This is a genomic window from Kitasatospora sp. NPDC098663, from assembly GCF_044760075.1.
GTDB lineage: Bacteria > Actinomycetota > Actinomycetes > Streptomycetales > Streptomycetaceae > Kitasatospora.
This window is the reverse complement of record NZ_JBIWAP010000002.1, coordinates 193,794-214,061: the sequence shown is the minus strand read 5'-3', so window position 1 is coordinate 214,061 and position 20,268 is coordinate 193,794. Positions and strand designations below refer to the sequence as shown.

Here is a 20,268-nt window from a genome sequence, read left to right as displayed (position 1 = left end):
GGTCAGGCCTTCCCCGGCAGCGGGGCTCCGGCCGGGGTCATCGGGCCGAGGCAGAGCACGTACCGCTTCTTGTTCCAGCGGCGTCCACTCTTGCCCGAGACGGCGCTGGTGGTCTGCGGAGTCTGCCGGCAGCGGTTCACGTCGGTGGTGTCGCCGAACGTCGACAGGACCCGGTAATTCGCTTTGGCGTCAGTGCACTTGACGATCTCGACATCGCGCGTGCCGCTCACCCGGACGCAGTCGCCGGGCTTGGCGCTGCTGACGCTCGGCCCGCTGACGAAGTAGCCGACGGCCAGCGCGAGGCAGCCGCCGACCACGCCGACGATCCGCAGCTTCGCCTTGACGCCGCGCTTCGCGGGGGGTGCCTCGGCGGCCGGGGCGACCGGCGGGTAGCCGTACGGGCCGGCGGGCGGCTGCTGGCCGTAGGCCGGGGGCGGTCCGAAGCCGGGCGGTGCGGGCTGGGGCGGCCCGGGTTGCGGCGGTCCGAAGCCCGGGGGCCCGGGCTGGGGCTGCGACGGGATGTACGGCACCTGCCCGTACGGCGGGGCCGGCTGCGGGGGCGGCCCGTACGGCGGAGGTGGCCCGTACGGGCCGGGCGGTGTGCTCATCAGTTCGTCCCCCGAGGCCGAGTGCTGTCGCTCCGACAGGTCTGACGTACCTTAGCGACTCGGTCGGACGCCCCCGTTCCGAGGGGCCGAGGGCCTTCAGGAGGCCTGGTCGCCGGGGAGCGGCCCGTACCGCCGGGCGGAGCGCAGGTAGAGGAGCGCGGCGAGCCCGTACACCGCGGCGACCCCGACGACCACCACGACCGAGCGGCCGGAGAGCGGCAGCACCAGCGCCGTGACCAGGGCGGCGGTCACGAAGGCGACGTTGAACAACACGTCGTAGATCGCGAAGACCCGGCCGCGGTACTCGTCCTCGACCGACTCCTGGACGACGGTGTCGGCGCAGATCTTGGTGCCCTGGGTGACCACCCCGAGCAGCAGCGCCGCGATCAGGCAGGGCAGCAGGGTGAAGCTCAGGCCGAGCGCCGGGACGAAGAGCACCGGGGCCGCCAGGCAGACCGTCATCCAGCCGGCCAGGCCGAGCCGCCGGGTGCACCAGGGGCTGATCACCGCGGCGACGAAGAACCCGGCGGCGGACAGGCCGACCGCCTGGCCGAGCGTGACCAGTCCGGCCGCGCTGTCGGCCGGGTCGTTGAAGGTGTACCGGGCGAGCATCACCACGACCACGATCAGCACGCCGTAGCAGAACCGGGCCGCGGTGACGGCGGCCAGCGCGTGCACGGCGGGCCGGCAGTCCCGCACCAAGTGGCGTACGGCGGCGCCGAGTTCGACGGCGGCCCGGACCAGCGCCTGGCCGAGTGCCGGGCGGTCGCCGTGCTTCTCCGGGCCGAGCAGGTCGCGGTCCATCCGGCGGGCGGCCAGCGCGGCCGACAGGTAGAGCAGGGCGGCCACCGTGACCAGCGCGGCGTCGGCCTTCGGCCCGGGGGTCATCACCTGGTGCAGCAGGAAGCCGACCCCTCCGCCGGAGGCGGCGGCGACGGTGCCCAGCGTGGGCGAGAGCGCGTTGGCGGTGACCAGCTGGTCCTGCTCGACCACCCGGGGCAGGGCGGCGGACAGGCCGGCCAGGATGAACCGGTTGAGCGCGGTGACCAGCAGCGCCGAGGCGAAGAACAGCCAGGTCGGCGCCTCCGCCAGGAGCAGGGCGCCGGTGACGAGGCCGAGCCCGAAGCGGGCCAGGTTGCCGTAGTAGAGCACCTGGCGGCGGCGCCAGCGGTCCAGCAGCACCCCGGCGAACGGGCCGATCACGGAGAACGGCAGCAGCATCACGGCCAGCACCGAGGCGATGTCGGCGGGGGAGGACTGCTTCTCCGGGGAGAACACGACGTAGGCGGCGAGCGAGACCTGGAAGACGCCGTCCGAGAGCTGGGAGAGCACCCGGGCGGTCAGCAGCCGCCGGAAGTCCCGGCCGCGGAGCAGACCGAGAAGCGTGGCACGGTGTGCGGACTGGTGGGTGCTGCCGTTCTCGGTGATCGCCACCCGCCCAGAGTGCCATGGAACCGGCCGCTGTTTCACGTGAAACATTCGTCGAGAAACGGTGGAGGGCCCACGATCCGATGATCGTGGGCCCTCCGGCGCGGCCGGCGGCGGTCACCCGCCGCCGGCTCCGGCGCGCTACCTCAGCGTTCGACCTCGCCGCGGATGAACTTCTCGACGTTCTCCTTGGCCTCGTCGTCGAAGTACTGCACCGGCGGGGACTTCATGAAGTACGAGGAGGCCGACAGGATCGGGCCGCCGATGCCGCGGTCCTTGGCGATCTTCGCGGCGCGCACGGCGTCGATGATGACACCGGCGGAGTTCGGGGAGTCCCAGACCTCGAGCTTGTACTCCAGGTTCAGCGGGACGTTGCCGAACGCGCGACCCTCGAGGCGGACGTACGCCCACTTGCGGTCGTCCAGCCAGGCCACGTAGTCCGACGGGCCGATGTGGACGTTGTCGGCGCCCAGCTCGCGGTCGCGGATCTGCGAGGTGACGGCCTGGGTCTTGGAGATCTTCTTGGACTCCAGGCGCTCGCGCTCGAGCATGTTCTTGAAGTCCATGTTGCCGCCGACGTTCAGCTGCATGGTGCGCTCGAGGATGACACCGCGGTCCTCGAACAGCTTGGCCATCACGCGGTGCGTGATGGTGGCGCCGACCTGGGACTTGATGTCGTCACCGACGATCGGCACGCCGGCCTCGGTGAACTTGTCCGCCCACTCCTTGGTGCCCGCGATGAACACCGGCAGGGCGTTCACGAAGGCGACCTTGGCGTCGATGGCGCACTGGGCGTAGAACTTGGCGGCGGCCTCGGAACCGACGGGCAGGTAGCAGACCAGGACGTCGACCTGCTGGTCCTTGAGGACCTGGACGACGTCGACCGGGGTCTCGTCGGACTCCTCGATGGTCTCCCGGTAGTACTTGCCCAGGCCGTCGAGGGTGTGGCCGCGCTGGACGGTGACGCCGGTCGGCGGCACGTCGCAGATCTTGATGGTGTTGTTCTCGCTGCTGCCGATGGCGTCGGCCAGGTCGAAGCCGACCTTCTTGGCGTCGACGTCGAACGCGGCGACGAACTCCACGTCGCGGACGTGGTACTCACCGAACTGGACGTGCATCAGCCCGGGGACCTTGCCGGCCGGGTCGGCGTCCTTGTAGTACTCGACACCCTGCACCAGCGACGCGGCGCAGTTGCCCACGCCCACGATGGCTACGCGAACCGAACCCATTCCGGTTGCTCCCTGTGATCTCATGAGGGCCGCCGGGGTCGACGGCACTCGTCCTGCTTCTTCGATGACTGCTTGTACGGGCGCGAGGCGCCCACTCCTGCCGCGCGGCACAGGGCTGACGCGGTGTCAGCGCTCCTGGGCGGAGCGCCCCGGGCGGTCGTACGGTGGCCCGGGCGGGTCCTGGGACCCTTCCTCCTGGTCACGGCCGTCCGAAGTCTTGTGGGGTACGGCGGTGGTGTTGCCGCCGGTCGCGGGCCCGGTCCGGCCGGTGCGGTTGGCCCGCTCGGTCTCGATCAGCTCGTTGAGCCACCGGACCTCGCGCTCCACCGACTCCAGTCCGTGCCGCTGCAGCTCGACGGTGTAGTCGTCGAACCGCTCGCGGGCCCGGGCCAGCGAGTTGCGCATCTTCTCCAGTCGCTCCTCCAGCCGGCTGCGGCGCCCTTCCAGGACGCGCATCCGTACGGCCCGGTCGGTCTGGCCGAAGAACGCGAAGTGGACGCCGAAGTGCTCGTCCTCCCAGGCGTCGGGCCCGGAGTCGGCGAGCAGCTCCTCGAAGCGCTGCTTGCCTTCGGGGGAGAGCCGGTAGACGGTCTTGGACCGCTTGCCGTTGAGCGCGGTGGCCGGGACGTACTCGACGTCCGGGTTGTCCTCGACCAGGAAACCCTGGGCGACCAGGCTCTTCAGGCACGGGTAGAGCGTTCCGTACGAGAACGCCCGCAACGTTCCGAGCAGGACGTTGAGCCGCTTGCGCAGCTCGTAGCCGTGCATCGGGGCGTCGTGGAGCAGACCGAGAACGGCGAACTCCAGCACTCCTGAGCGCCTGCCCATTGCCGTCGTCCTCCTTCCTCTCGGCCGTTGATCCGGCCGCTGCATCGGGCGGTATGCCGCGTCGATGTATCGGCTCGATATATCGAGAACACTAAACCGGGTCCTCGGAACGGGCAAGGGGGGCACGCGTGAAGGTGATCACAAGCCGACGCGCAGGAGTGATTGGCAACGGGCGTGTAATGATCTGCTGCCGTTTTGCGGTCATTGGGGACTGATGCCCGATTAGTTGGGATTCCCGGCTGCGTACGCTGTCGCGTGTGCACGAGGACCACCTCCGGGGTTAGGGCGGTTGGCGGGCATCGGACGTGAACCCTGCCTTCAGGCTGGAACCGCCTGGCGAGGAGTGGCTGCAACATGAGTGAACGACGGCGAAGGACGCCCAGCCCGGGCGGTGACGGGCAGCAGCCCCCGGGTGGTGGTGGCCGTCAGGGCGGACCCGGCCGGGACGAGGTGAGCTCGGACGGCATCGGCCGCCGGCGCCCCCCGGGCGAACGGGAGACCGCTCAGCAACCCCGGATGGGCCGCGCCGAGATGCGCAAGGCCGCCCAGAAGGGCGGCAAGGGCGGCCGGCGCGGTGCTGCCGCCGCCACCGCGTCCGCGGCCGCCGCCGCAGGCCCCGGCAAGAAGCGGTTCATCGACTACCCGCGCTTCGGCAAGACCGGCGTCCGGCGCTGGCTGCCGTCCTGGCGGCAGTGGCTGAGCGGCTTCCTGATCTTCTTCGCCACCTGCGTGGGCGGGGTGTTCTACCTCTACCAGACCACCGAGATCCCGACGCTCAAAGAGCTGATGAAGGACCAGAACACGATCTACTACTGGGCCGACGGCTCGGAGATGACCCGCAAGGGCGAGACGAACCGTCAGATCGTCGAGCTCTCCGACATCAGCCCCAACCTGCAGAACGCCGTGATCGCGGCGGAGAACCAGACCTTCCGCGAGGACAGCGGCATCGACCCCAAGGGCATGCTCCGCGCCGTCTACAACATGGCCAAGGGCGGCGAGACCCAGGGCGCCTCGACGATCACCCAGCAGTACGTCAAGAACGCGTACCTCAGCCAGGAGCAGACCCTCAGCCGCAAGCTGAAGGAGTTCTTCATCACGCTGAAGATCAATCAGAAGATGCAGAAGCCGGACATCCTCAAGGGGTACCTGAACACCAGCTGGTTCGGCCGCGGCTCGAACGGCGCCCAGGCCGCCGCACAGGCCTACTACGGGGTCGACGCCAAGGACCTCGACCTCTGCCAGAGCGCCATGCTGGCCGGCCTGTTGAAGGGCGCGTCGTACTACGACCCGACGAAGCCGGAGAACAAGGAGCGGGCGCAGGGGCGGTGGGCCTGGATCCTCGAGAACATGGTGAAGACCAAGGCCATCACCCCGGAGGAGCGCGCCAAGTGCGCCACGTTCCCCGACCCGATTCCGGTGAAGCCCAACTCCAGCATGAACGGTGAGGTCAGCTACCTGGTCGACACCGCCAACAAGTACCTGATGGCCACCGACAAGACGATCACCCAGCAGGTGATCGACAAGGGCGGCCTGAAGGTCTACACCACCTTCGAGAAGGACAAGGTCGACGCCCTGAAGAAGGCCGTCGACGACGTCAAGGGCGAGAACCTCAACGCCCAGAAGCGCCCCAACAACGACACCTTCATCCAGTTCGGCTCCGCCAGCATCCGCCCCGGCGACGGCGCGATCGTCGCCCTCTACGGCGGCGACGGCGTGGAGAACGGCCACTTCGACAACAACGCCGACGCCATCGGCGTCCAGGTCGGCTCGACCTTCAAGCCCTTCGTGCTGGCGACCGCCATGCAGATCGGCGTCCAGACGGCCACCGACGACAAGGGCAAGCCGAAGCGGATCAACGCCGACAGCCGCTACCTGTCCGACGACATGTCCGAGATCCGCAAGCCGGACGGCTCGTTGGTGATCGGCGACGACGGCAAGCCCTACCGGCAGAAGAACGAGGACTCCGGCAAGCGCGGCTACGTCTCGCTGCGGGCGGCCATGCAGAACTCCTACAACGTGCCCTTCGTCCAGCTCAACCAGGACGTCGGCGGTCAGAACGTGGCCAACATCGCCGAGCAGATGGGCGTCCGGAAGGAGAGCTTCGCCGACCCGAAGACCCCGACCTTCGCCCTCGGCACCTCCACCATCAGCCCGATCCGGATGGCCACCGCCTACGGCACCCTGGCCGCCAGCGGCAAGGAGGCCGAGCCCTACTCGGTCACCAAGGTCGAGGTGAACGGCACCGAGCGCCCCGGCTTCGGCAAGAAGGACTCCAAGGTCGCCCTGGAGCCGGCCGTCGCGGACAACGTCACCGACGTGCTGGTGAACGTGGTGAAGAACGGTACCGGTTTCAAGGCCAAGGAGCTGGGCCGCCCGGTGGCCGGCAAGACCGGTACCACCGACCAGAACAAGTCGGCCTGGTGGGTCGGCTACACCCCGCAGCTGGTGACCAGCGTCGCGATGTGGCGCGAGGACCCGAGCAAGCACGAGCGGCTGTCGCTCAACGGCACCGGCGGCAAGGAGTCCATCCACGGTGGTGACATCCCGACCGACGTCTTCACCCGGTACATGAAGGCCGCGCTGGCCAACGAGAAGAAGGTGGACTTCCCGGCCCCGCAGCCGGTCGGCACCGAAGTGGACTCCTCCGGCGCCCCGGTCTCGCCGAGCATGACGCCCACGCCGACGACGAGCGAAACCCCGTCGGCCCCGCCCGCGACCCAGCCGGCCAACAACCAGCCGCCGCCGACCAACAACCAGCCGCAGCCGCCCGTGTCCAGCCAGGGCCCGGGCTGTGTCCCGGGCGTGGACTGCCCGGGCACGCAGCCGAGCCAGACGCCGTCGCACACCAAGACCAACCCCGGTCCGACGAGCAGCTGCGGCCTCCTCGTCTGCACCACGCCCCCGCCCACGGCGCCGCCGACGGACCCCCCGCCGACGAGCAGCAAGCCGACCGGCAAGCCGCCGACCCCGTCCTCGACCGGCGGTGGCGGTGGGCAGAACGCGCTGCTGCCCTGACCACCACCCGCTGAGCGGATGAACCGAACGGCGGTGGCGGCCCTCTCCGGAGGGCCGCCACCGCCGTTTCGTCATGATTCGCCGTGCCGCCGGGCGACGGAGGCCGGGCCCGTTGCGGGGTCCTCCTCGTCCTGGTGGGGCCGGTGCGGCAGGATGTCCGGCATGACGTCGAGCGATCGTGACGAATCCGCAGGGCCGGTCGGGCCCGGCGACGCCGCAGGACCGGTCGGGCCGGCCGTCGCCACGGCCGCGCCGCCGGTCAACACCGTGGTCGTCCCGGCCGACGAGGACCCGGTGGCGGCGGCCGGCAGCGAGGTGATCGGCGGCCCGCCGGGCCGCCGGGCGCTGCTGGGCGTCTCCTGGTGGATCCCGGCGCGCTTCCTGGCGCTGGCGGTGATCGTGATCTCGGTGCTCGGCATGGTGCAGAAGGCGCCCTGCTACAACCAGGCCTGGTTCCAGCCGGGTTCGCCGCAGTACATCCACGCCTGCTACAGCGACATCCCGCACCTGTTCTCCGGCCGCGGCTTCTCGGCCGGGCTGCACCCGTACGTGGACCGCATCCCGGGCACCTCGGGGGATCTGCAGTACCTCGAATACCCGGTGCTGACCGGCCTGTTCATGCAGGTCGCGGCCTGGCTGACGCCCGGCGCCGGCACCGCGCAGGACCAGGAGCGGTGGTTCTGGGCGATCAACGCGGGGCTGCTGATGGCCTGCGCGGTGGTCGCCGTGGTGGCGCTCTCGCGCACCCACCGCCGCCGCCCCTGGGACGCCCTGCTGTTCGCGCTCGCGCCCGTCCTGCTGCTGAACGGCACGGTCAACTGGGACCTCCTCGCGGTCGCGCTGGCCGCCGTGGCGATGGCCTGGTGGTCCGGCTCCCGGCCCGGCTGGGCGGGTGTCTTCATCGGCCTGGCCACTGCGGCCAAGCTCTACCCGGTGCTGCTGATCGGCCCCCTGCTGGTGCTCTGCTGGCGAGCCGGGAAGTGGCGCGAGTTCCGGGTGATGCTGGCCGGCGCGGCCGGCTCCTGGCTGCTGGTCAACCTGCCGATCATGGCGGCCAACTGGCAGGGCTGGTCGACCTTCTACGTGTTCAGCAAGCACCGCGCCGAGGACTACGGCTCGTTCTGGCTGATCCTGATGCAGAGCCGGGGTACGGGGCTGGCCGACCTCGACGTCTACATCGGTGTGCTGATGGTCCTCGGCTGCCTGGCCATAGCGTGGCTCGGCTTCTCGGCGCCCCGCCGCCCGCGCTTCGCGCAGCTGGCATTCCTGGTGGTCGCCCTGTTCGTGCTGGTCAACAAGGTGTACTCGCCGCAGTACGCGCTCTGGCTGCTGCCGCTCGCGGTGCTGGCCCGGCCGCGCTGGCGGGACTTCCTGATCTGGCAGGCCTGCGAGGTGCTGTACACCCTGGGCATCTGGTCCCACCTGGGCTTCGTCACCGGGCCCAAGCAGCACGGGATCGGCGAGGCCTGGTACCACTTCGCGGTCGTGCTGCACCTGCTGGGCACGCTCTACCTGGTGGTCATGGTGGTCCGCGACGCCCTGCAGCCGGACCGCGACCCGGTGCGCTGGGACGGCAGCGACGACCCGTCGGGCGGGGTGCTCGACCGGGCCCCGGACGTGTTCGTGCTCGGCACCGCCCGGACGCTGCGCGAGGAGGAGAGCTACGCCGGATACGCGCCGGCCGGCTCCGAGCAGTGGCTGGACGAGCCAGGACTGCCGGAGCCGGCCGAGAAGGCGTAGCCGCTCTCAGGCGCTTCGCACGCCCTAGCGGTCCACCACGCGGTCGAAGTGCGTGGTGGTGTGCCGGACCTGGAGGCCGAGCTCCTCGCCGATCGCGGGGGGCTTGGTCTCGCCGTCCAGGAACAGCAGCGAGACCTGCATGTGCGGCGGCTCGGCGAACCAGAGCTGCTTGCCGGCCCAGTGGAACGGCGATTTGGTCTTGTTGACGGTCGCCAGGCCGGCCCGGGCGATGCCCTTGGCCCGGGAGGCCATGGTCTGCACGTACTTCGGCGCCTCCAGGCCGATGCCGTGCGCGGTGCCGCCGGCCACCACCACGATGTGGCCGTCGGCCGGCGCGGGGTGCTGGCGGTAGCCGTAGCGGTCGCCCTTCTTCACCGGGGTGACGTCCAGCACCGTGGCCCGGACCTCCAGCGCGCCGTGGTCGCCCAGCCAGAGCCGGGTGCCGATCCGGGCCCGGAAGACGATGTCCGGGTAGCGCTGGGCCAGCTGCTCCATGCCGGCCGCGCCGAGGTGGCTGACGTACACGGTGTGCACCGGCACCCCGGCCGCCCGGGCGGTGTCCACCCAGTGGACGACCTCCTCGGTCGGGCTGGAGCCGTCCGGCCGGTCCATCGGCAGGTGCAGCGCCAGGCCCTCGAAGGCGACGCCGTCCAGCTCGGCGGCGACGGCCGTGAGGTCGGCGGCGCTCACCCCGTGGCGGCGCATGGAGGTCATGCACTCGACCACCACCCGGGTGCCGTGCAGCGCCCGCAGCGCGTCCAGGTTCGCCACCGTCCGGATCACCCGGGCGTGCGGCAGCGGCAGGGCCTCCTCGCCGACCCGGTACGGGGTGAGCACCAGCAGCTCGCCGCCGTACCACTCGGCGGCGTCGGCCGCCTCGTACGCGGTGCCGACGGCCAGCACACCGGTGCCCAGCAGCGTCGCCTCCTCGGCCAGCCGGTGGTTGCCCAGGCCGTAGCCGTTCCCCTTGGCGACCGGCACCAGGCCGGGGAACTCGGCGAGGACGGAGCGCTGGTGGGTGCGCCAGCGTTCGGTGTCGAGGTAGAGCGACAGCGTCATCGGGTCAGCCTCCTCAGCGGCGGGACATGTAGAGGTCGAGGGCCTTGTGCAGCAGCTTGTTGAGCGGGAAGTCCCACTCGCCGAGGTACTCGGCGGCCTGGCCGCCGGTGCCGACCTTGAACTGGATCAGGCCGAACAGGTGGTCGTTCTCGTCCAGGGTGTCGCTGATGCCGCGCAGGTCGTAGACGCCGCCGCCGAGCGCGTAGGAGTCGCGCATCATCCGCCACTGGATCGCGTTGGACGGCTTGACCTCGCGCTTGTGGTTGGCCGAGGCGCCGTAGGAGTACCAGACGTGCTCGCCGACCACCAGCATCGTGGTCGCGGCCAGCGGCTCGCCGTCGTGGTAGGCGATGTAGAGCCGCATCCGGTTCTGGTCCTCGGCGGTGAGGGCCTTCCACATCCGCTGGAAGTAGGACAGCGGGCGCGGGGTGAACTTGTCGCGCTCGGCGGTCACCAGGTAGAGCTGGTGGAAGATCGGCAGCTCGTCGTAGCCGCCCTGGTACACCTCGACGCCGCTCTTCTCGGCCTTCTTGATGTTACGGCGCCAGAGCTGGTTGAAGTTCTTGTGGATGTCGTCCAGCGAGCGGTTGGCCAGCGGCACCTGGAAGACGTAGCGGGGCTGGACGTCGCCGAAGCCGGCGCCGCCGTCCTCGCCCTGCAGCCAGCCGGCCTTGCGCAGCCGGTCGGCCACCTCGAAGGCGCGCGCCTCGTACCAGTCGGCCTCGACGTCGCGCAGGCGCTTGGCCTGCTTGCCGGCGATGGCCTCCTTGATGGTGGGGGCGTTCCAGCGGCGGATGACGATCGGCGGGCCCATCTTGACCGAGAACGCGCCCTGGGACTTGAGGTGGGCGAGCATCGGGGAGAGCCAGCGGTCGAGGTCCCGGTCGAACCAGTCGATGACCGGGCCCTCGGGCAGGTAGGCGAGGTAGCGCTTGAGCTTGGGCAGCTGCCGGTAGAGCACCAGGCCGGCGCCGACGAGCTGGTTGGCCTCGTCGAACCAGCCGATCGACTCCGAGCGCCACTCGGCCTTCACGTCACCCCACGACGGCACCTGCATGTGGCTGGCCGAGGCGCGGCTCCTGATGAAGGCGAGGTGCTCCTCGCGGGTGATCGTCCTCAGGCGCAGGCTCATTGCTCGGTGCTCCTCGTCGGTCGGGCTGCGGTGGGCCCAGGTTCTCGGGCTGACCCTATCGTCCGGGGCCCGGGCGCCCGCCGCTGCGGGCGCGACGGCGCCCCCGTCGCGTACCTGTCTCCTTGCAGATACGCCACGGGGGCGCCGAGGGTTCCGGAACGGGTGCGACCGGGGCGGCTCAGCCCCAGAGGCCGCCCCGGGCGATGCCGAGGTAGAAGCCGATGGCGGAGGCGCCGAGCGTGATCATCAGCACGAAGCGCTCGGCCGTGGTGACCGAGACGAACATGCCGAGCAGCCCCGTGATGATCCCGAACAGACCGGTCCACGAGGTCAGCAGGTGCAGGTTGTGGAAGAACGAGGTGGTGAAGGCGATCACGCCCAGCACGGCGGTGAGGCCCACCAGGGCGTTCTCGCGGGGGTGCGGGTGGCCGTCGGTGTTCAGTGTGAGCGCGGGCATGCGGTGGACGGACTGGGCCATGAGTCCCACCTCCTGGCGTGGAGACGAACGGGCAGGAATCCCGTTCCGTCCAGATTGCGGCGGTTGGGTCGGTCTCACAACCCCTATGCGTTTTGTTCGGCCGTCCGGGTGCGGGTAGGCTGTGCCGTCTGCACTGGTGTAGTTGTGCCCCCTTGCGCCCTCTTCCGGGCGACCACCCCGTCGGGTGAGCGGGGCCCGATTGTCGGACCCGGCCGCTACGGTGGCCGGTGTCGTCACTGCTCCGGTGCCGACGCTGCACAACCCTCCTGCCACGGAGAGACCGTGGCCGTTGAGTCCAAAGGAGGTGGGTTACCCATGCGTCACTACGAGGTGATGGTCATCCTCGACCCCTCGGTCGAGGAGCGCGCTGTCTCCCCCCTGATCGAGAACTTCCTCACCGTCGTCCGGAACGCCGGCGGCAAGGTGGAGAAGGTCGACACCTGGGGTCGTCGCCGTCTGGCTTACGAGATCAACAAGCAGTCCGAGGGCATCTACTCGGTCATCGACCTGAAGGCCACGCCTGAGGTCGTCAAGGAGCTCGACCGCCAGATGGGCCTGAGCGAGTCGGTTCTGCGGACCAAGGTCCTGCGCCCGGACACCCACTGAGCCACCTCTGAGGCCTTCGGGTCTCGGGTAGCTCGCGTCCGCTGTTTCACGTGAAACAGCGGTGAACGGACATCTTCCCGAGAGGTCATCACCACCATGGCAGGCGAGACCGTCATCACCCTCGTCGGCAATCTCGTCGACGACCCCGAGCTGCGCTTCACCCCGTCGGGTGCGGCGGTCGCGAAGTTCCGTATCGCGTCCACCCCCCGCACCTTCGACCGTCAGACGAACGAGTGGAAGGACGGCGAGAGCCTCTTCCTCACGTGCAACGTCTGGCGGCAGCCGGCGGAGAACGTGGCCGAGTCGCTGCAGCGCGGCATGCGCGTCATCGTGCAGGGCCGACTGCGCCAGCGGTCTTACGAGACCAAGGAAGGCGAGAAGCGGACGGTCTTCGAGGTCGAGGTCGACGAGGTCGGCCCGAGCCTGCGCTCGGCGACCGCGAAGGTCACCCGGGCCAACCGGTCCGGTGGCCCCGGCGGTTCTGGTGGCGGCTTCGGCGGCCAGCAGGGCGGCGGCGGTGGCCAGCAGGGCGGTTGGGGCGGCGGTGGCGGCCAGCAGGGCGGCGGCAGCTGGGGTGGAAACTCCGGCGGCGGCGGCCAGTCCGGCCCCTCCGACGACCCGTGGGCGTCCAGCACTCCGTCCGGCGGCCAGCAGGGCGGCGGCAGCTGGGGCGCCCCGTCCGGTGGCGGCTTCTCGGAAGAGCCCCCGTTCTAAGAGCTGACAGATTTCGTGCGGCCCGGCCGCCGGCGTCCTGAGGACGCGGGCCGGGCCGTGAACCCCAAATGGAGCACACAATGGCGAAGCCGCCTGCTCGCAAGCCGAAGAAGAAGGTTTGCGTCTTCTGCAAGGACAAGGTCAACTACGTTGACTACAAGGACACGAACCTGCTGCGGAAGTTCATCTCCGACCGCGGCAAGATCCGTGCCCGCCGGGTCACCGGCAACTGCACCCAGCACCAGCGCGACGTCGCCACGGCCGTGAAGAACAGCCGTGAGATGGCGCTGCTGCCCTACACCAGCACCGCGCGCTAAGAGAGGGTGACCAAGTAATGAAGATCATCCTCACGCACGAGGTGCCGGGTCTCGGCTCCGCCGGCGAGGTCGTCGAGGTCAAGGACGGCTACGCCCGCAACTACCTGGTTCCGCGTGGCTACGCCATCCGCTGGACCAAGGGCGGCCAGAAGGACGTCGACGCGATCCGTCGCGCCCGCAAGATCCACGAGATCCAGACCCTTGAGGCCGCCAACGAGGTCAAGGGCAAGCTCGAGGGCGTCCAGGTCAAGCTGGCCGTTCGCTCGGGCGACGCCGGCCGTCTGTTCGGTTCGGTGACCCAGGCCGACGTCGTGGAGGCCATCAAGGCCGCCGGCGGCCCGGCCGTGGACAAGCGCGCCGTCGCGATCGCCTCGCCGATCAAGACCGTGGGCACCCACAAGGTCTCGGTCAAGCTGCACGCCGACGTCCAGGCCAACCTCGACGTCGCCGTCGTCGCTGCCTGAGTTCCGTAGCAGTGGCCTGAGGGCCGGACTCCTCCGGGAGTCCGGCCCTCGGTCGTGTTCCGGTGCGTCCGGCCCCGGCGCCGTCAGCCCCGGACGGCCCCGGTGACCAGCCAGCGGCCGCCGCGCGCCCGCCCCACCAGGAAGGCCGCGCGGACCAGCATGAACAGATTCATCGCCCACCACAGCCCGGCCAGCCCGGTGCCGGTGGCCGGCACCGCGATCGCCGCCGGGGTGAACACCGCCAGGGTCGCGATCGCCGCCCAGGCCAGGTAGGGGCCGTCCCCGGCTCCCATCAGCACCCCGTCCAGCACGAAGACCAGGCCGGCGACCGGCTGGCTGAGCGCGAGCAGCAGCAGGGCGGTGTCCAACTGCCCCTGCACCGCCGGGTCGGGCGTGAACAGCGGGACGTACAGCGGGCGGGCGGCCACCACCAGCAGCCCCAGCAGCACGCCCGAGCCGATGCCCCACTCGACCATCCGGCGGGTGGCGGCCCTGGCGCCCGGGACGTCCTCGGCGCCCAGGTAGCGGCCGATGATCGCCTGGCCGGCGATCGCGATGGCGTCCAGGGCGAAGGCCAGGAAGCTGAACAGCGTCATGGTGATCTGGTGCGCGGCCACCTGGTCGTCGCCCAGCCGGGCGGCCACCGCGGTGGCGATCATCAGCACCGCGCGCAGGCTGACCGTCCGGACCAGCAGCGGACCGCCCGCCCTCGCACTGGCCCGGATGCCGGTCGCGTCCGGCCGCAGCGAGGCGTGCTCGCGCCGCGCCCCGCGCACCACCACGACCAGGTAGACGGCGGCCATCCCGGTCTGCGCGAGCACGGTGCCCCAGGCCGAGCCGGCCACCCCGAGCCCGGCGCCGTACACCAGGCCGGCGTTCAGGCCGATGTTGGCGGCGAAGCCCGCGATCGCCACCAGCAGCGGCGTGCGGGTGTCCTGGAGGCCGCGCAGCACGCCGGTGGCGGCCATCACCATGAGCATCGCGGGGATGCCCAGGGCGCTGATCCGCAGGTACGTCACGGCGTAGGGGGCGGCGGTCTCCGAGGCCCCCAGGACGTCGGCCGCCCAGGGGGCCAGCAGCACGGTGAGCAGCACCACCGGGACGGCCAGGCCGAGGGCGAGCCAGATGCCGTCGACGCCCTGCTGGACGGCGCCGCGGCGGTCCCCGGCACCGATCCGGCGGGCCACCGCCGCGGTGGTGGCGTAGGCGAGGAAGACGAACACGCCGGTCGCGGTGGACAGCGCGGCGGCGGCGACGCCGACCCCGGCCAGCTGCGGGGTGCCGAGGTGGCCGACGATCGCCGAGTCGGCCATCAGGAACAGCGGCTCGGCGACCAGCGCGCCGAAGGCCGGGACGGCCAGTGCGAGGATCTCCCGGTCGTGCCGGCGTCTGGAGGGGGTCGGGGCTGCGGGAGGCGCGGTCATGGGCTCCAGGCTACTCATCCACAGGTAATGACTGCTAGTGCCAGTTGGCTATTACTCGAATTCTTGAGCGAGGCGCCCGGCCCGCTCCGCGCCCGAGGGCGTCCGGCTGTGTGTGAAGAATTTCTCATGCACAGGCCCGGTAAGAGGTAATACCTGGTCAACAGGTTGACGGTGGACAGATGGTCTGGTTATCCACAGGGCCTTCCACAGGGGCGTCCACAGCTTTGCGGCACTTCTCCACAGCCCAGGGCCGCTCGTCCACACCCCCTGTGGATAACCGCCTTGGCTGAACGGCTCCCGGCGCCTTAGCGTGGGCCCTCCGCCCGACACTCCCGCCCGCCCCGGCGTCCGATTTGTCGGTGCCGTGGCGTACAAAGAGGAGCGGCTCCGCTCCACCCAGCCACCGGCAAGGCCCGCTCCAACTCGCACCACTCGCTGATCGGGGAACACGCGTGACCGGCCCCCAGTACGACGACCACGACGCCCCGCCGCCGGAGGAGGACTGGCAGCCCGCCGAGGACCCCTTCCCCGCCGGCGCCTTCGACGACGCGTCCTTCCCCGACGGGCCCGGCGACCGGCTCCCGGTCTCCCGCAGCCGCTCCGCCCAGGGCGGCGGCCGGGACGGCGGCGGTCGCGAGGGCGGCTTCCAGAAGGGCGGCAAGGGCGGCCGGAGCGGCTCCCAGCGCGACGGTTCGCAGAACGGTGGCGGCGGCTGGCAGCGCCGCGACGACGAGGGCCAGGGCGGCGTGGACGGCTTCGAGCGCGTCCCCCCGCAGGACCTCGCCGCCGAGCAGTCCGTCCTCGGCGGCATGCTGCTCTCCAAGGACGCCATCGCCGACGTGGTCGAGGTGCTCAAGCCGGCCGACTACTACCGGCCCGCGCACGAGATGGTCCACGGCGCGATCCTCGACCTGTACGCCCGCGGCGAGCCGGCCGACCCGATCACCGTGGCCGGCGAGCTCACCAAGCGCGGCGAGCTGCAGCGCGTCGGCGGCGCCTCCTACCTGCACACCCTGGTCAACTCCGTCCCGACCGCCGCCAACGCCGAGTACTACGCCCAGATCGTCCACGAGCGCGCCGTCCTGCGCCGCCTGGTCGAGGCCGGCACCCGGATCGCCGGCATGGGCTACGCGGCCGAGGGCGACGTCGACGAGATCGTCAACGCCGCCCAGGCGGAGATCTACGCCGTCACCGAGCAGCGCACCAACGAGGACTACGCGCCGCTCGCCGACATCATGGAGGGCGCCCTCGACGAGATCGAGGCGATCGGCTCCCGCAACGGCCAGATGTCCGGCGTCCCGACCGGCTTCGCCGACTTCGACGCGCTCACCAACGGCCTCCACCCCGGCCAGATGATCGTCATCGCGGCCCGCCCCGCGATGGGCAAGTCGACCCTGGCGCTGGACTTCGCCCGCGCCTGCTCGATCCAGAACAAGCTGCCGAGCGTGATCTTCTCGCTCGAAATGGGCCGCAACGAGATCGCCATGCGCCTGCTGTCCGCCGAGGCCCGGGTCGCGCTGCACCACATGCGCTCCGGGAACATGACGGACGACGACTGGACCCGCGTCGCCCGCCGGATGCCCGACGTCAGCGAGGCGCCGCTGTTCATCGACGACTCCCCGAACCTGTCGATGATGGAGATCCGGGCCAAGTGCCGCCGGCTCAAGCAGCGCAACGACATCAAGCTGGTCGTCATCGACTACCTCCAGCTGATGCAGTCCGGCGGCTCCCGCCGGGCGGAGAACCGCCAGCAGGAGGTCTCCGACATGTCGCGAAACCTGAAGCTGCTGGCCAAGGAGCTGGAAGTCCCGGTCATCGCGCTCTCCCAGCTGAACCGTGGCCCCGAGCAGCGCACCGACAAGCGGCCGATGGTCTCCGACCTGCGCGAGTCCGGCTCGATCGAGCAGGACGCCGACATGGTCATCCTGCTCCACCGCGAGGACGCCTACGAGAAGGAGTCCCCGCGCGCCGGCGAGGCCGACCTGATCGTCGCCAAGCACCGTAACGGCCCCACCGCCACCATCACGGTGGCCTTCCAGGGCCACTACTCGCGCTTCGTCGACATGACCCGGGACTAGGCCGGACAGGACCTGGGAGCGGCCGGGGGCATCGGGAGGCCTCGTCCGACCGTCACCGAGGCGAACGCATCGGTGCGATGAGCTACTGTCCGTGCGGTGAAAACGATACGACAGCTGTCCGCCCGCCGGGCCGGGGGAAGCAAGCAGGCTCGGGCGGGCGGATCGGCCAGTCGGCTGGGCTGGCTCGACGCACTTCGCGGCGTGGCCGCCCTGGTGGTGGCGCTCCACCACTTCGACGTCCTGAAGATGCTGCCGGACGGGGTGGCGTCCTTCATCTGGTGGCACGCCGACCTGGGCCTCTACGGCGTCATGCTGTTCTTCCTGGTCAGCGGTTACATCATCCCGGCCTCGCTGGAGCGCCGCGGGGACGTGCGGGCGTTCTGGATCGGACGGATCTTCCGGCTCTGGCCGCCGGTGATCATCGGTATCACGGTGGCGCTCGCCATCATCCCGAAGGGCGACGGCTCGGTCGCGCTCTTCGCCACCGATCACGACCTGATCTACGTGGCCGCCAACTCGACCATGCTGCAGGACTTCATGGGCGTCTGGAACGGCCTGGGCGTCATGTGGACCCTCAGCTACGAGATGGTCTTCTACTACATGGTCACCGCGCTCTTCACGGTCGGCCAGCACCGCCGCAGCGGCCCGATCGCGGTCGGCTTCGCCGGCGTGGCGCTGCTCTTCGGCACCTCCATCGCCTCCCACACGCTGACCAGCGACATCACCTCGACCCGCAACCTGGTCTGGGGCTCCGTCCTGATCGTGCTGTTCGGCTTCGCCTGCGTGCTGAGCGGTCGGCCGAACCTGACCCGGGTCGGGGCGATCACGCTCGGGCTGCTGGGCTTCGTGCTGATGTACAACAACAGCCGGGCCCCGATGTTCGAGACCCTGATGATCTTCGCGACGATGTTCGCGGGCACCGCGATCTACCGGGCCGAGAACCGCCAGATCGACCGCCTCCAGGCGATCCTGTGCTGCGGCTTCGTGCTCGTCGCGGGGGTGGCCGTCGCCTGGATGTACAACCGCGACGGCATGGAGCAGAACACCTGGACGTCCGGCTGGATGGCCTGGGCCGGCTCGTACCTCGGGGCCTGGATCACGTTCGGCATCGGCATGGCGCTGCGCAAGCGCCGCTTCCCGAAGCCGCTCACCTGGCTCGGCGGGATCAGCTTCTCGCTCTACCTGCTGCACGTCCCGCTGGTGCACACCATCCAGCCGCTGCTGCACGTGCCCAAGGTGCCGCCGACGACCGGCGGCAAGCTGATCTGGACGGCCGAGTACCTCGTCGTGATCATGCTGGCGAGCTGGGTGATGTACCGGCTGGTGGAGCTGCCCGTGCAGAAGCTGGGCCGCAAGGTGGCCAAGGCGGTCGAGCGCCGCTGGCCGGGCAGCGTCCCGCAGCCGGCGGCCGCCGCGCCGATCGGGGCGCCCGCGACCGGCGAGGCCGCCGGAGCTGTTCCGGCTCAGCCCGGCGCGAAGGGCCAGGGCGAAGGCGAGGGCCAGGGCGGGGGCCAGGACCAGGAACAGGTGCCGGTCGAGGTCGGCGCCGGCGGCCCGGGGCAACGGGTCGGCTGACGCCGCACGGACCCACCGAGGGCTCGCCTCCCACCCGGGAGGCGAGCCCTCGGTGCGTGGTCCCCGGGCGCCGTCAGACGGTGACGGTGGCGCGGAAGAGGGTCGTGGCGGTGCCGGACAGCCGGGTGGGGGCGCCGGTGGCGGGGAGGAAGGCCGACCGGCCGCGGGCGAGGTCCAGGGTGGCGCCGTCGGCGGCGGTGAGCCGGGCGGTGCCCTCGGTGCAGAGCAGGATCTGCGGGGCGCGGCCGTCGATCTCGCGGTCCCGGCCGTCCAGGACGAAGCGGGAGAGCCGGAACTCGTCGATCGGGACGGGGTAGAGCTCCTCGCCGGCGGTGCCGTCGACCGGGCGGGGGTGCAGCACCTCGGGGGCGCCGGCCTCGAAGACCAGGACCTTCAGCAGCTCGGGCACGTCGATGTGCTTGGGGGTGAGGCCGGCCCGCAGCACGTTGTCGGAGTTGGCCTGGAGCTCGACGCAGGCACCCGCCAGGTAGGCGTGCGGCACGCCGGCGTCCAGGTAGAGCGCCTCGCCGGCCCGGAGCCGGAAGTGGTTGAGCAGCAGGGCGGCGATCAGGCCGCGGTCCTCCGGGAAGTCCTCGGCGATCCGGGCGTACGGCCCGTAGTCGCCGGCCGGGTCGGTGCGGGCCAGGGCCTCGGCCGTCTCCCGGACGGTCTCCTCGGCGGCCTTCCCCTCCATGGTGAGGACGGCGGCCAGCGTGCCGCGCAGCGCCTCGGCCTCGTCCTGGACGGCCAGCAGGTCGATCAGCGGGCCGAGCCCGGGCACCGCGAGTCCGGCCATCAGCCCGGCCGCCTCGGCGGGCCGCCGGAAGCCGCAGAGCCCCTCGAAGGCGCCCAGCGCGCAGACCATCTCGGGCTTGTGGTTGGCGTCGCGGTAGCTCCGCTCGGGGGCGTCCAGCGGGATGCCGAGGGCGTTCTCGGCGGCGAACCCGGCGCGGGCCTGGGCGATCGTGGGGTGGGCCTGGATGGACAGCGGGATGCCCGCGGTCAGGATCTTGAACAGGAACGGCAGGGTCGGACCGAACCGGGCGACGGTCGCGGCGCCGAGTTCGCCCTCGGGGTCGGCCGCGATCAGCTCGTCCAGCCGGCGGGGCCCCTCGCCCCGGTCGGCCCGGGACGGGTCGCCGGGGTGGGCGCCCATCCACAGCTCGGCCTGCGGTTCGCCGGTCGGCTCCTGCCCGAGCAGTTCGGGCAGGGCGGTCAGCGACCCCCAGGCGTACGGGCGGACGGTGTTGATGAGCCTGTCCATGCGCGCGGTCCTACTCCTTCGCTGGGTGGCGGGTGTGCCGGATCGTCGGGGCAACGGGCCCGACGGTGCGGGGGCCGGGCACGGGCAAGGTCATCGACCCTAGCCGACCGGTGTCGCCCGCGAGGAAACGGCGGGTACCGGAGGGGAGTGCCCTGGCCGGACCGGTGGTTCCCGGGCGCGGTAGTAGGATGCCAGGACGCAGTAGTCTCCGCCCTGCACAGCAGTTTCCACCGTGGTTCACCCCGTCGGCGGGCTGCCGGCGGAGCCGCGTTCCAGAGTGCGGGCGATGGTGTTCTGACACTCCCCGCC

At 70.9% G+C, this 20,268-nt stretch carries 17 protein-coding genes; 8 read left to right on the top strand and 9 right to left on the bottom strand.

Annotated features, from left to right (window positions below; translation table 11 throughout):
• Positions 1 to 2 precede the first annotated feature (2 nt).
• From ACIQVZ_RS03035 to ACIQVZ_RS03020, 4 genes are all read right to left on the bottom strand, one after another.
• The gene (locus ACIQVZ_RS03035; RefSeq protein WP_402446675.1) at positions 3 to 608 is read right to left on the bottom strand and encodes a hypothetical protein; all 606 of its coding nucleotides are present in this window, start codon (positions 606 to 608) and stop codon (positions 3 to 5) included.
• Between the two features lie 96 nt (positions 609 to 704).
• Entirely contained in the window at positions 705 to 2,042 is a 1,338-nt protein-coding gene (locus tag ACIQVZ_RS03030; RefSeq protein ID WP_350876706.1) for an MFS transporter, read from the bottom strand.
• Between the two features lie 140 nt (positions 2,043 to 2,182).
• Complete coding sequence (locus tag ACIQVZ_RS03025; RefSeq protein ID WP_350876704.1) at positions 2,183 to 3,265, bottom strand: inositol-3-phosphate synthase; 1,083 nt, start codon at positions 3,263 to 3,265, stop codon at positions 2,183 to 2,185.
• 126 nt (positions 3,266 to 3,391) lie between these two features.
• Positions 3,392 to 4,093, bottom strand: coding sequence for a PadR family transcriptional regulator (locus ACIQVZ_RS03020; protein ID WP_350876702.1), 702 nt, complete (start codon positions 4,091 to 4,093; stop codon positions 3,392 to 3,394).
• A gap of 354 nt (positions 4,094 to 4,447) precedes the next feature.
• On the opposite strand from ACIQVZ_RS03020, the gene ACIQVZ_RS03015 reads away from it, so the two are divergent.
• Together ACIQVZ_RS03015 and ACIQVZ_RS03010 are read left to right on the top strand one after the other, a co-directional pair.
• Positions 4,448 to 7,108: a transglycosylase domain-containing protein gene (locus ACIQVZ_RS03015; protein ID WP_402446670.1), complete on the top strand. Its 2,661-nt coding sequence runs from the start codon at positions 4,448 to 4,450 to the stop codon at positions 7,106 to 7,108.
• A 162-nt stretch (positions 7,109 to 7,270) separates the two neighbouring features.
• Positions 7,271 to 8,848 (top strand): glycosyltransferase 87 family protein, encoded by a 1,578-nt coding sequence (locus ACIQVZ_RS03010; RefSeq protein WP_350876698.1) that lies wholly within the window; start codon positions 7,271 to 7,273, stop codon positions 8,846 to 8,848.
• A gap of 24 nt (positions 8,849 to 8,872) precedes the next feature.
• On the opposite strand, the gene ACIQVZ_RS03005 is transcribed toward ACIQVZ_RS03010, so the two are convergent.
• The 3 genes from ACIQVZ_RS03005 to ACIQVZ_RS02995 all read right to left on the bottom strand — a co-directional run bounded on the left by ACIQVZ_RS03005 (position 8,873) and on the right by ACIQVZ_RS02995 (position 11,517).
• The gene (locus tag ACIQVZ_RS03005; RefSeq protein WP_350876696.1) at positions 8,873 to 9,907 is read right to left on the bottom strand and encodes an alanine racemase; all 1,035 of its coding nucleotides are present in this window, start codon (positions 9,905 to 9,907) and stop codon (positions 8,873 to 8,875) included.
• 13 nt (positions 9,908 to 9,920) lie between these two features.
• Entirely contained in the window at positions 9,921 to 11,039 is a 1,119-nt protein-coding gene (locus tag ACIQVZ_RS03000) for a peptidoglycan bridge formation glycyltransferase FemA/FemB family protein (protein ID WP_063348484.1), read from the bottom strand.
• A 178-nt stretch (positions 11,040 to 11,217) separates the two neighbouring features.
• Complete coding sequence (locus ACIQVZ_RS02995) at positions 11,218 to 11,517, bottom strand: hypothetical protein (protein WP_063348485.1); 300 nt, start codon at positions 11,515 to 11,517, stop codon at positions 11,218 to 11,220.
• A 315-nt stretch (positions 11,518 to 11,832) separates the two neighbouring features.
• Here ACIQVZ_RS02995 and rpsF point away from each other — a divergent pair, with 315 nt between their 5' ends.
• The 4 genes from rpsF (at position 11,833) to rplI (ending at position 13,618) form a co-directional block, all read left to right on the top strand.
• Entirely contained in the window at positions 11,833 to 12,123 is a 291-nt protein-coding gene (gene rpsF, locus ACIQVZ_RS02990) for a 30S ribosomal protein S6 (protein ID WP_063348486.1), read from the top strand.
• 96 nt (positions 12,124 to 12,219) lie between these two features.
• Complete coding sequence (locus ACIQVZ_RS02985) at positions 12,220 to 12,837, top strand: single-stranded DNA-binding protein (RefSeq protein ID WP_350876693.1); 618 nt, start codon at positions 12,220 to 12,222, stop codon at positions 12,835 to 12,837.
• An 80-nt stretch (positions 12,838 to 12,917) separates the two neighbouring features.
• Complete coding sequence (rpsR, locus tag ACIQVZ_RS02980; protein WP_030304537.1) at positions 12,918 to 13,154, top strand: 30S ribosomal protein S18; 237 nt, start codon at positions 12,918 to 12,920, stop codon at positions 13,152 to 13,154.
• A gap of 17 nt (positions 13,155 to 13,171) precedes the next feature.
• A complete protein-coding gene (gene rplI, locus ACIQVZ_RS02975) occupies positions 13,172 to 13,618 on the top strand; it encodes a 50S ribosomal protein L9 (RefSeq protein WP_063348488.1) in 447 nt (148 codons plus the stop codon).
• Positions 13,619 to 13,701: 83 nt separating this feature from the next.
• Here rplI and ACIQVZ_RS02970 read toward each other — a convergent pair whose 3' ends face one another.
• Entirely contained in the window at positions 13,702 to 15,042 is a 1,341-nt protein-coding gene (locus ACIQVZ_RS02970) for an MATE family efflux transporter (protein WP_402446664.1), read from the bottom strand.
• A 452-nt stretch (positions 15,043 to 15,494) separates the two neighbouring features.
• Between ACIQVZ_RS02970 and dnaB the strand changes: the two genes are divergently transcribed.
• Both dnaB and ACIQVZ_RS02960 read left to right on the top strand, forming a co-directional pair.
• Positions 15,495 to 17,120, top strand: a complete 1,626-nt coding sequence (gene dnaB, locus ACIQVZ_RS02965) for a replicative DNA helicase (protein WP_402446662.1) — start codon at positions 15,495 to 15,497, stop codon at positions 17,118 to 17,120.
• 96 nt (positions 17,121 to 17,216) lie between these two features.
• Positions 17,217 to 18,695 (top strand): acyltransferase family protein, encoded by a 1,479-nt coding sequence (locus ACIQVZ_RS02960; protein WP_402446659.1) that lies wholly within the window; start codon positions 17,217 to 17,219, stop codon positions 18,693 to 18,695.
• Between the two features lie 73 nt (positions 18,696 to 18,768).
• Here ACIQVZ_RS02960 and manA read toward each other — a convergent pair whose 3' ends face one another.
• Positions 18,769 to 19,959, bottom strand: coding sequence for a mannose-6-phosphate isomerase, class I (gene manA / locus ACIQVZ_RS02955; protein ID WP_402446656.1), 1,191 nt, complete (start codon positions 19,957 to 19,959; stop codon positions 18,769 to 18,771).
• Between the last annotated feature and the right edge of the window lie 309 nt (positions 19,960 to 20,268).

What these genes read in the sequence shown, in the direction of transcription:
- ACIQVZ_RS02985 (WP_350876693.1), top strand. Translation starts at nt 12,220, where the DNA reads ATGGCAGGCGAGACCGTCATCACCCTCGTCGGCAATCTCGTCGACGAC.
- ACIQVZ_RS03020 (WP_350876702.1), bottom strand. Translation starts at nt 4,093, where the DNA reads ATGGGCAGGCGCTCAGGAGTGCTGGAGTTCGCCGTTCTCGGTCTGCTC.
- ACIQVZ_RS03005 (WP_350876696.1), bottom strand. Translation starts at nt 9,907, where the DNA reads ATGACGCTGTCGCTCTACCTCGACACCGAACGCTGGCGCACCCACCAG.
- manA (WP_402446656.1), bottom strand. Translation starts at nt 19,959, where the DNA reads ATGGACAGGCTCATCAACACCGTCCGCCCGTACGCCTGGGGGTCGCTG.
- rplI (WP_063348488.1), top strand. Translation starts at nt 13,172, where the DNA reads ATGAAGATCATCCTCACGCACGAGGTGCCGGGTCTCGGCTCCGCCGGC.
- ACIQVZ_RS02970 (WP_402446664.1), bottom strand. Translation starts at nt 15,042, where the DNA reads ATGACCGCGCCTCCCGCAGCCCCGACCCCCTCCAGACGCCGGCACGAC.
- ACIQVZ_RS03025 (WP_350876704.1), bottom strand. Translation starts at nt 3,265, where the DNA reads ATGGGTTCGGTTCGCGTAGCCATCGTGGGCGTGGGCAACTGCGCCGCG.
- rpsF (WP_063348486.1), top strand. Translation starts at nt 11,833, where the DNA reads ATGCGTCACTACGAGGTGATGGTCATCCTCGACCCCTCGGTCGAGGAG.
- ACIQVZ_RS03000 (WP_063348484.1), bottom strand. Translation starts at nt 11,039, where the DNA reads ATGAGCCTGCGCCTGAGGACGATCACCCGCGAGGAGCACCTCGCCTTC.
- rpsR (WP_030304537.1), top strand. Translation starts at nt 12,918, where the DNA reads ATGGCGAAGCCGCCTGCTCGCAAGCCGAAGAAGAAGGTTTGCGTCTTC.
- ACIQVZ_RS03035 (WP_402446675.1), bottom strand. Translation starts at nt 608, where the DNA reads ATGAGCACACCGCCCGGCCCGTACGGGCCACCTCCGCCGTACGGGCCG.
- ACIQVZ_RS02995 (WP_063348485.1), bottom strand. Translation starts at nt 11,517, where the DNA reads ATGGCCCAGTCCGTCCACCGCATGCCCGCGCTCACACTGAACACCGAC.
- ACIQVZ_RS03015 (WP_402446670.1), top strand. Translation starts at nt 4,448, where the DNA reads ATGAGTGAACGACGGCGAAGGACGCCCAGCCCGGGCGGTGACGGGCAG.
- ACIQVZ_RS03010 (WP_350876698.1), top strand. Translation starts at nt 7,271, where the DNA reads ATGACGTCGAGCGATCGTGACGAATCCGCAGGGCCGGTCGGGCCCGGC.